Source organism: Tenacibaculum sp. AWR4_210, from assembly GCF_056160945.1.
In genome coordinates this window covers 36,297-46,836 of sequence record NZ_JBSWYF010000014.1, presented here as the reverse complement: position 1 = coordinate 46,836, position 10,540 = coordinate 36,297, and the positions used below count along the sequence as shown (strand labels likewise).

Sequence of the window (10,540 nt, the reverse complement as noted above, 5' to 3'; positions counted from 1 at the left end):
CGGAGAAAGAGGGATTCGAACCCCCGGTCCTGTTACAGACAACGGTTTTCAAGACCGCCGCATTCGACCACTCTGCCATTTCTCCTTTGCTGTCGGTTATTCCCGATAGCGGATGCAAATATAGAAGCTTTTTTTGATTTGATAAAATTTTAGCAACGATTTTTTAATCGTTTTTTGAAGGTGATGGTGTAAGTGTTTGAAAATGAGTTTGTGTTGTGGTGTTTTTTTTTAGCCTAGTAAAGCGTTTGAGTGTTCTAAGAGACTACGAGAAGTGAAAAGACGGTAAATTAAGGAAGGTTGAAGGTTAATTTGGACTGATTTTTATCGATAAATGTTAAGGATTCATTGTGTTTTTCTCGTAAATAATTCTACTTTCGTTGTTCTAATATTATAGACATGTTTAATTCATTCGGAAACATTTTAAAACTTACCACTTTTGGTGAATCACATGGAACGGCTATCGGAGGAATCATCGATGGTTTTCCAGCAGGTATAAAAGTAGATTTTGAGGCTATCCAAAATGAATTGGACAGACGGAAGCCCGGACAATCAAAAATTGTCACCCAGCGTAAAGAACCCGATACGGTTGAGTTTATGTCTGGGATTTTTGAAGGCGTTACTACGGGGACCTCTATTGGTTTTATTATTAAAAATACCAATCAGAAGAGCAAAGACTACAATCATAATACCGATGTGTATCGCCCGTCACATGCCGATTATACTTATGATAAAAAGTACGGTATTCGCGATCACAGAGGAGGTGGTCGAACTTCAGCAAGAGAAACTGCCAATTGGGTGGTTGCAGGAGCCTTGGCGAAACAATTGATCAGTCATATTGAGATCAATGCGTTTACCTCGTCCGTAGGAGAGGTTTTTATGGTAAAACCCTATCAGGATCTCGATTTTACTAAAACAGAAACAAATATAGTACGTTGTCCCGATGAGGCTACAGCTGAGCAAATGATTGAGAAAATTCATGAAATTCGCAAAGCAGGAGATACTATTGGCGGAACCATTACTTGCGTTGCTCAAAATGTACCGATAGGGCTCGGTGAACCCATTTTTAATAAATTACACGCGCAGTTAGGACAAGCCATGCTTTCGATCAATGCCGTGAAAGGATTTGAGTTCGGTAGTGGTTTTTGCGGTGCAAAGATGCGTGGATCGGAGCATAATGATGCATTCTTAGCAGATGGAACGACCCAGTCTAATTTATCCGGAGGAATTCAAGGAGGAATTTCTAATGGTATGGATATTTATTTTAGAGTGGCTTTTAAGCCGGTAGCGACTATCATGCAACACCAAGAAACGATCAATGCAGCAGGAGAAGCGACAAGCATTCAGGGGAGAGGACGACACGACCCTTGTGTGGTACCGAGAGCAGTACCAATAGTCGAGGCGATGACCGCTCTCGTACTTGCCGATTTTTATCTATTAAATAAAATGAGAAGAACACAATAATCTAAGAGCCTTTTTAGGCTCTTTTTTTTGACTTTTTAATAGGCTACACTGAGGTTGGTCGATGATTTGAAGGCTTTGAGCTATAATTTTTTATTTTTTGTAGAGTTAATGCGTACTTCTGTATGCTGTACGAGTTACACCTTGTGACGTCGCACGGCATTAACCCTTTAATTCTATAACTATTATGAAAAGTAAACGATCTTCGTTTAAAGGCCTGTTACTAGTACTAATAATAGGTTGGTATCAACCTACTACGCAGGCTCAGTATCGGCATTCCTCACAAAATGCAAAAGCAATAAAGCCTGATTTAGCTTCGCATAGTTTGGTCTCGGAAGCCTTGTGGAATGCCCTGTTTCCGTATCGATTTGGAGCAAAAGATACTGGTGGTGGTACTTGGGTACTAAACCCCAAGGACGACTTTTATACCTATGCTTCCTTTGTAACGGCAATACAGCGAATGCAGCAACTAAAAGCTGAATTTAAACGGCGTTGTGGAACCAATGCTTATCACATTACTAGAATAGATAAAGTGACAGGTGAACGCACGGTTTTGAGAAATGATCCTGATTTTGACGCTCCGAGAAATCAAACTAAGGAAGTTATTACGACCATTATTGATTACGGTAATTTTTTGGAAAGGGGTAGCATAGCAATACGAACCAGAGAGTTGATGGCTTTTCTAGCGAATATAGCACACGAAACTACTGGAGGATGGGATACTGCGCCAGGTGGTCGTTTTTCTTGGGGATTGCACTTTAGAGAGGAACCTACTACTGCTTCTTACGCTTATCCCGATGCTAATTATCCACCCACGCCCGGAAAATCGTATAAAGGACGTGGTCCTATTCAGCTGTCGTATAATTACAACTACGGAATGGCGAGTGCGTTTTTATTCGGTGATAAGCAAGTGTTGCTCGACAATCCCGATCTCCTTCTTCAAGATGCTGCGTTGGCTTTTCAAACAGCAATTTGGTTTTGGATGACTCCTCAATATCCTAAACCCTCAGCCCATGAGGTGATGACCAATTTGTGGAAACCTAATACATTGGATTTAAAAAAGCAGCGTATTCCTGGTTTTGGAATGACGGTAAATATTATCAATGGAGGTGTTGAGTGCGGACAAGGAATAGAAAAATCGCAGGTGTTAGATCGAATAGGGTACTACCGACGATTTTCTGAAGTCTTTGGTGTAGGGACCGATATGGATGGCGTACACGATTTGTCGGATTGTGGTTGTAAGGATACCGAAAAATACGGAGGAGATTCGGCTGATTTGACTGCAGAGCCTTGTGCACAAAAGCCAGTAGTGTCCTTTACTAACTTCGGCGATGTTGAGGTGATTGAACAAAGAGAGTTAACTGCAATAGGAGTACAACTAGCGATAGATGTTAAAGGAACCAAACTTAGATCACTTCAAGTAGTTGTAGGAAGTCAAATTTTTAAAGAACCGCATTTTTCTTGGATACCTGATTCTTATGGTATTCATGAATTGAAAGCGAAGGCAAGTTTTGTAGACGGTCAAGAAGTAACGACCACTGCAAAGGTTTTGGTATGGAATGGTAAACAAATGAATTGTTCGGAGCTCCCTCAGTGGAAACCTGTGATTTATGAAAAATCTGGGAATTTCGTTCGCTATAAAGACCTGGTTTATAAAAATAAATGGTATGTGGCAGCGGTAGATAGGCCCGGTGAATCAACGGCTTGGGAATATATATACAACTGTGTGGGTGATGCCGGAACTTCTTGTGGAGCCACAAGTTGGGCAAAGGTTAAAGTATATACCCGCGGACAACGTGTACATTATAAGGCTAAATTATACGAAGCGCTGTGGTGGACACAAGGTAATATTCCGGGGAACGCTGAGGTGTGGAAAGTCGTTGGCGAGTGCCCTGAAACAGCGAAAGGAAAATTGCCTAAGCCTGTGGTACTACTCATGTATAATGAACAAACGAGTTCTTTGAATATTTGGCCCAAGGAAGCTAACGTTAAGCAAGTACAAGTATTTTCTAGTGTTGGGAACCTCGTGTATGCGCAAAGCAGTAAAGAACCTTCGGAAGCTTTGGAGAACAGACGAGAAGTTTCACTGCCTGCTGGGATTTACTATTACAAAATTCAGGGCTCTGTTTATACCTATCAAGGGATGTTTGTTAAACGGTGAAAAAGGGTAGCGATCGCTACCTTTTTTTTGTAATTATGGAATCGTATTTTTGAAAGTATGAATCAACAGCAAGTGTATATACAATTCTTGGAAGCCTTAGAAGAGCATTGGGAAGAGGAGCTAACTTATAAGCGAAATGAATACCTCAGTGTAGCCGGCGATGTCGCTACTGAAATATATTGGATTCGCAGTGGTAGCCTACGTGTATTTGTATGTGAAGAGGAAGAGCACACTATTCGTTTTGGCTATCAGAATTCGATCATAACAGCTTTGGATAGTTTTATTACTGGAGCGCCCAGTATGTTCTATATTCAAGCGTTAAAGAAAACGGAGCTCAGAGTCATGAGTAAATTGCGTTATGAAACATTGCTCGAAGAATCACCGCTAATAAAAGAGGCCTGGACAGCGTTATTAAAGAGTTTTGTAGTACAACAAATGGAGAGAGAACTCGATTTAATTACGTATGCTCCCCAAAAAAGAGTAGAGCGTTTACTACAGAGAAGTCCGCAGGTATTTCAGGAGATTCCATTGAAATACATCGCTTCTTATGCGCGAATGACTCCAGAAACCTTATCTAGAATTTTAAAAAATCTTGATTAGAATCAAGTTTTACACAGGAGGTGTTTCGGAACTTTGTAAAAAAACGAATATGATCTATCAGAAAGTAGCCTTATTAGCAGAACTCAACGGCTTGGTAGCGGCACATCAAGAGGAAATCACCAAGTGGAAAATGATACCGGAAGCAGTATTGCAATCTAAGGAGCACCCTGATCAATGGAGTGCTGTTGAATGTATTGAACACCTTAACATGTACGCGCGTTTTTACAATGCTGAAATAAAACGTCGACTGGACAAGGCTTCAAAGGAAATGTGTGACGAATTTAAGTCCGGATACTGGGGAAATCGATTTGCCCAAGACATGTTACCCAAGGCCGATATGAAAACGATGAAAACGATGAAAACGTTTAAGAGTAAAACCCCGGTGCTAGCTGATTTAGCGGTTGCTGAAGTACTTGAAGAATTTACTGCCTTACAAGCGGAGCTAATGGAGTTACTCAGCGAGTCGGCGGCCTATAATTTGACAAAAATAAAGACAGCGATTACGCTGCCTTTACTCAAATTTCGTTTAGGAGATACTTTCCGATTTGTTATATACCACAATGAACGTCATGTGGTTCAGGCTCGTAAAGCTATTGAAATGGCCGAGCACTTACTTTAAATCGTAGAAGATTCCAGCAGACCACGATGGATTTGCGGCGATGATTCGTCCAGAAAAGGCAGAATCAAAGGCTGCAGAAACCCCTATAGTATCGGTGATAAAATAAGCGGCTTCAAATCCGTAACTACTGTAGGCTACGTTATTGGCAAAAATACTACCGTTACCCGTAGCGGCATTTAGAGTTCCGTTTTTCAAAGGTCTTAGTAGGTTTAGTCGGGTACTCAACCAAAGTTTTTTAGGCAATACGTTAACGCCAAATTCAAATCCTGTTCTAAATTCATCAGAGAATCCTTTACTTCTTTGGTTGAATCCGATATACGATTTTAGATAGGCAGGAAGGTTGTATACCTGCGTGCTGTAGCCTACTGAAGTAACTAGGTATTGATTAAATTCACCATCCCCAGTTTGATAGCTACCGTCACTACCACCTTGTGAATTCCCCGTAGGAAGTCCGAGTAGTAATTTGGCATCCCAAGCCCAATTACCTTTTTTGAAAAACGCCCAGCGGATTCCCAAATCTACATCGCCAAATGACGAGAGCGCTTCACCGGCTTGTAGCGTGTTACCATTGGTTCCTGACACCTGGTTGTTTTGAGCAACTCGTGCAAAAAATGGAATGTAGGCAATTACATCTACTTTAGAGCTAATTCCGTATTCTGCATAGAGATTGGTGTTGAATTGAGTACGGGTAACATTGGGGTCCAAGGCTCCTGTATTGGTAAAGTGTTGGTCTGATTGTAAGTACCAAGCCGAAAGTTTAAAATAGCCTTTTCCTTTGCCTTTGGCCCATTGGGCTTGTCCTTGAACACCGCAGAGTAGTACTGCGAACACGATTAAATATTTTTTTATCATAATGTCTTGATTATTGAATTTCACCTTCACCTACTTTTACACTAAAAGGTTTACACCAGTATAATAAGTGGCTATAGTCATTGATACCCGTGTTTTCAATGAGGTAACGATGTGCTCCGTTAAAAACGGCTACTTTTTTTATTTCTTTTGCGTTGGCAATAGTGTTTGGATTGTTTGTCAGGTATAAATACAATCCGGGTAGGGCTGTGGAGGCCTTGTAGTCTGCGGCTACAATGAGTTCTAAATCGTTGGTCCCTGGAATTTCTTTGATAACGAAACTCCCTTTGAGTTCGTAACTACTGGTCGTTTTGATCGTTCCTGATTTCTGACGTATTTGAGGGGCTTTCACCGTTAGTGAAGTCGTATCCGTAAGGGTTTGACCGGAAGCATTCGTATAGCTTACAGTGAGTGTTGTTTGCCCAGCTTTTACAGCCATTACTTTACCCGTGTTATCGATGGTTGCTATCGCAGCATCAGAGGATTGCCAACGTACGGCTACGTTTTGATTTTGCCCGTTAGCATTGCTGTAGGTAGTCGTGTACTGATGTGTTTTCCCTGCCGTGAGCTCCGCAATAGGATTGTTGATACTCAAGCTTTCTCCAACAGGAATTACGCGAAAGTTGTCGGTAGTACTAATGGTTTCTCCATTACTGGTTATGCTAGCTGTAATGGTAACTGCTCCTTCGCTTTTCGCGCTAACCAAACCATCGGTATTTACCGTAGCTATAGCGGAGTTGGAGCTCGACCAGCGTATGGGTAAATTTTGTGTTTGTCCTAGTGTATTGGTGAACTGACTGCGATATTGATGTGTTCTGTTCACAATTAAATTTTCGATAGGGTTGTTGAGCTGTAAGACTGCTTTTAGGGCGATGACTGTTATGTTTTGGGTGTTACTTACCGTAACTCCATCGGCATTGGTGCTAGCTGTAATACTCGCATTTCCTAGGTTAAGCGCAGTAATTAGACCGCTGTTGGTAACGCGTAACACATTCGCGTCAGAACTGGTCCATTCAATTTTTGGGGTGCGAACTTCACCGACATTGTTGGTGTATTTGGTAGTGAATTGGTGAGATTTAGTAATAGCGAGTTCACTAATCGTATTATTAAAACTAAGCTTTTCCGCAACGCGATCGTCAATAATATCATTGGATACACAGCTTGTGAATACGAGTGTGACAATAAAAAATAGGAACAATGGTTTCATATAAAATCTTCTTTTCTGAAATTTTAGTCGAAGACTTCACGGAACATTACAAACAAAAAAAACTCGAAGTATCAACTTCGAGTTTTTATAGGTGATTTGAGTTTTGCTGTAAAAGCTTAGGCAAGCATAGTTACAGGGTTCTCAATAAATGTTTTTAACGTTTGTAAGAACTGAGCTCCTACAGCACCATCAACGGTTCTGTGGTCACAAGCAAGCGTTAACTTCATGGTGTTTCCAACAACGATTTGTCCGTTTTTAACCACTGGTTTCTCAACGATGGCTCCTACAGATAAAATCGCAGAGTTTGGTTGGTTAATGATTGAAGTAAAACTTTCAATACCGAACATTCCTAAGTTAGAAACCGTAAATGTACTTCCTTGCATTTCGTCTGGCTTAATTTTCTTTGATCTGGCTTTACCAGCTAAGTCTCTTACAGCGCCTCCGATTTGAGTTAAGCTCAATGCATCGGTGTGTTTTACTACAGGAACCACTAATCCTTCATCAACAGCAACGGCAACTCCAACGTGAATGTGTTGGTGGTATTTCGTTACATTATCCGACCAAGAAGTATTTACTTGTGGGTGCTTTTTAAGGGCCATAGCACAAGCTTTTACAACCATATCGTTAAATGATATCTTAGTATCTGGTACTGCATTTATCGTTTTACGAGATGCAATAGCATTGTCCATATCTACTTCGATGTTTAAGTAGAAATGAGGAGCGCTAAATTTAGAGTTTCCTAATGACTTAGCAATGGCTTTACGCATCTGAGAGTTTTTCACTTCTTCAGTACGTTCTTCACCAGCGATAGCGAAGTTTGTAACAGCTGCTGGCGCGGCAGTAGTTGTGTTACTAGCTGCAGGTGCTGCTGTTTTCGCAACAGGGGTGAAGTTCTCAACGTCTTTTTTGATAATACGTCCGTTTTCACCTGATCCTTTGATATCAGCTAAGTTAAATCCTTTGTCTTTAGCAATTTTCTTTGCTAGAGGAGAGGCTAAAATACGACCGTTTACAGTGTTTGCAACCGGAGTTTCTGTAGCCTTGGTTTCTGCAACTGTAGTTGTAGCTACAGGGGCAGGAGACGCTTCTTTCTTTTCTGCAGGAGCTTCCGCTACCGTTCCGGCAGCATTGGCTGCTAGCAATGGTGCTACCTCTGTTCCTGCAGGTCCAATGATGGCTAATAAGCTATCAACAGGAGCGCTGTCACCTTCTTGTGTACCAATATGTAAAAGAGTTCCTTCATGGAATGATTCGAATTCCATAGTAGCCTTGTCTGTTTCGATTTCGGCTAAAATATCTCCCTCTTCAACTTGGTCACCTACTTGTTTTAACCAAGAAGCAACAGTTCCTTCCGTCATAGTATCGCTTAAGCGTGGCATGTTTACCAAGTAAACACCTTCAGGAATAGTAGTACTTGTTGCAGCTGGTGCAGGTGTTGCTGCTGCTTCAACAGCAGTAGTTTCTTCTGTAGCGGTACTCGCAGTGGTGTCGTCATTTAGTAAAGATGAAAAATCTTCACCTTCTTCACCGATGATAGCTAAAAGGCTGTCAACAGGTGCTCCTTCACCTTCTTGTACGCCAATATGTAATAAAGTACCTTCATGGAATGATTCGAATTCCATAGTGGCCTTATCTGTCTCAATTTCAGCAAGGATATCTCCTTCTTCTACCTTATCTCCAACACTTTTTAACCATTGTGCTACCACACCTTCTTCCATGGTATCACTCAAGCGAGGCATATTAATTCTTGTAGGCATATGTTCTTTATTTTGCTGGATTATTATTTAATAAAAGGATAATCTTCTTGTTCGTACACGACATCGTGTAAAAGACTTACGTCTGGATACGGAGACTCTTCAGCGAATTTTTCGCACTCACGAACCATTTCCTTTACTTCTTTGTTGATCGCATCGATTTGATCTTCAGTAGCGTATTCTTTTTCTAAGATGATATCGCGTACTTGAGTGATTGGGTCAATTTTACGGTACTCTTCAACTTCGTCCTTAGTACGGTAGTGCTGAGCATCAGACATCGAGTGACCTCTGTATCGGTAGGTCTTCATTTCTAAGAATGTAGGACCTTCTCCACGACGTGCGCGTTGGATAGCCTCGTCTACAGCTTCCGCAACTTTAATTGGATTCATTCCATCAACAGGACCACAAGGCATTTCATACCCCAATCCTAATTTCCAGATGTCGGTGTGGTTTGCAGTTCTTTCTACTGAAGTACCCATGGCATAACCGTTGTTTTCTACGATGAAAACTACGGGCAATTTCCAGTTCATAGCCATGTTGAAAGTTTCGTGTAACGATCCTTGTCTTGCGGCACCATCACCAAAATAACAAAGTGTAACAGCATCGTTTCCTTTATACTTATCACCGAAAGCAAGTCCAGCTCCTAATGGAATTTGTCCACCAACAATACCGTGTCCTCCGTAAAAGCGGTGCTCCTTAGAGAAAATGTGCATTGATCCTCCCATTCCTTGAGAAGTACCAGTAGCTTTTCCGTAAAGTTCTGCCATAACTCGTTTAGGATCTTCTCCCATACCAATAGGCTGAACGTGGTTACGGTAGGCCGTGATCATTTTATCCTTGGTTAAATCCATTGCATGTAATGATCCTGCCAATACAGCTTCCTGACCATTATATAAGTGTAAAAAACCTCTTACTTTCTGTTGAATATAAACTGCAGCCAGCTTATCTTCAAACTTTCTCCAAAATAACATGTCCTTATACCATTGGATATAGGTCTCTTTGGTGATTTCTTTCATTATATATTAGTTGTTTATTATAGTTTGTGCGAATTTAACTACTTTAAAACGCAGCTACAAAAGTAGTTGTTTTTTGTAATTTAAAAAAAGGTTCGTGTTAAAAGTTATTGCCTAGAAGTATTAGGCCACCTATCGACTTCTAATTTACTTTTCTTTTGCGATGATTATCGAGGCTTTAGCTCCCGTAGCTAGGTTCCATTCGTTTTCTGAAATCAACATGCCACTGTCGTTAAATATTTTGAAAGCAGCAGTATTTGGACCTGAAGTTCCTTGGTTTAATGCGACAATTTCAATGGTGTTTACACCTTCATCTAAGGGAATTTCAAACGATTGGTAGCTCTGGGTCAAGGTAAGGCTGTACACTACAGGTACATTGTTGATAAAGATGCGTACTTTATCGCCGTCGGGATATTGAAAATCACGACAGATAATTTTAACACTTTTTGATTTGGTAGCAAAACTACCGAGATCTTGATCGATGACGGGATATACGTATTGACCATTGATTTTTTGGAAAGAACGGAGGTATTGTTCTTCTGCCATTTTTGCCTTGGTCAAAATTCCCTTGTTTTTATAAGCTTCGGCCGATTGCTTTTTTTTGAGCTTTTTCTGCTCTTCTTTATGAGCATTTTTAAATCCACTATCAGAGTCAAAATCCAAAGAAGTGGGTTTAGTGGTCGTCTTAGCAGAAACTTTGAAATCACCAAGCGCGGTACTACCTTTTTCATTTCCACCGAAAGAACCGTCTAACTGAGCATGTCCGTTCACGGAAAAAAATAACAATCCGCTGCATAGCAATTGGGCAAATAATTTGTTCATACGCATAGTCATAGTTGCAAATATACTGTTGATTTCCTGGGCTTAGTCTAAATAAAG

9 protein-coding genes and 1 tRNA gene are annotated in these 10,540 nt (G+C 40.8%); 4 read left to right on the top strand and 6 right to left on the bottom strand.

Annotated features, from left to right (window positions below):
• Nucleotides 1-85, bottom strand: a tRNA-Ser gene (locus ACXAG7_RS18835).
• Nucleotides 86-396: 311 nt separating this feature from the next.
• Between ACXAG7_RS18835 and aroC the strand changes: the two genes are divergently transcribed.
• The 4 genes from aroC to ACXAG7_RS18815 all read left to right on the top strand — a co-directional run bounded on the left by aroC (nucleotide 397) and on the right by ACXAG7_RS18815 (nucleotide 4,838).
• Entirely contained in the window at nucleotides 397-1,461 is a 1,065-nt protein-coding gene (gene aroC / locus ACXAG7_RS18830; RefSeq protein ID WP_408044592.1) for a chorismate synthase, read from the top strand.
• Nucleotides 1,462-1,645: 184 nt separating this feature from the next.
• A complete protein-coding gene (locus tag ACXAG7_RS18825) occupies nucleotides 1,646-3,619 on the top strand; it encodes a chitinase (protein ID WP_476667784.1) in 1,974 nt (657 codons plus the stop codon).
• A gap of 57 nt (nucleotides 3,620-3,676) precedes the next feature.
• Nucleotides 3,677-4,219 carry a Crp/Fnr family transcriptional regulator gene (locus ACXAG7_RS18820; RefSeq protein ID WP_408044590.1) on the top strand — a complete coding sequence of 181 codons (543 nt, stop codon included), beginning with the start codon at nucleotides 3,677-3,679 and terminating at the stop codon, nucleotides 4,217-4,219.
• 49 nt (nucleotides 4,220-4,268) lie between these two features.
• The gene (locus ACXAG7_RS18815; protein ID WP_476667783.1) at nucleotides 4,269-4,838 is read left to right on the top strand and encodes a DinB family protein; all 570 of its coding nucleotides are present in this window, start codon (nucleotides 4,269-4,271) and stop codon (nucleotides 4,836-4,838) included.
• On the opposite strand, the gene ACXAG7_RS18810 is transcribed toward ACXAG7_RS18815, so the two are convergent.
• The 5 genes from ACXAG7_RS18810 to ACXAG7_RS18790 all read right to left on the bottom strand — a co-directional run bounded on the left by ACXAG7_RS18810 (nucleotide 4,830) and on the right by ACXAG7_RS18790 (nucleotide 10,483).
• Complete coding sequence (locus ACXAG7_RS18810; RefSeq protein ID WP_476667782.1) at nucleotides 4,830-5,690, bottom strand: hypothetical protein; 861 nt, start codon at nucleotides 5,688-5,690, stop codon at nucleotides 4,830-4,832. The two genes, ACXAG7_RS18815 and ACXAG7_RS18810, sit on opposite strands and share 9 nt — an antisense overlap.
• Before the next feature lie 10 nt (nucleotides 5,691-5,700).
• Entirely contained in the window at nucleotides 5,701-6,894 is a 1,194-nt protein-coding gene (locus ACXAG7_RS18805; RefSeq protein WP_476667781.1) for an Ig-like domain-containing protein, read from the bottom strand.
• Nucleotides 6,895-7,010: 116 nt separating this feature from the next.
• Entirely contained in the window at nucleotides 7,011-8,651 is a 1,641-nt protein-coding gene (locus tag ACXAG7_RS18800; RefSeq protein WP_476667780.1) for a 2-oxo acid dehydrogenase subunit E2, read from the bottom strand.
• Between the two features lie 23 nt (nucleotides 8,652-8,674).
• Nucleotides 8,675-9,664 carry a pyruvate dehydrogenase (acetyl-transferring) E1 component subunit alpha gene (gene pdhA / locus ACXAG7_RS18795; RefSeq protein ID WP_408044585.1) on the bottom strand — a complete coding sequence of 330 codons (990 nt, stop codon included), beginning with the start codon at nucleotides 9,662-9,664 and terminating at the stop codon, nucleotides 8,675-8,677.
• Nucleotides 9,665-9,808: 144 nt separating this feature from the next.
• Entirely contained in the window at nucleotides 9,809-10,483 is a 675-nt protein-coding gene (locus tag ACXAG7_RS18790; protein ID WP_408044584.1) for a hypothetical protein, read from the bottom strand.
• Between the last annotated feature and the right edge of the window lie 57 nt (nucleotides 10,484-10,540).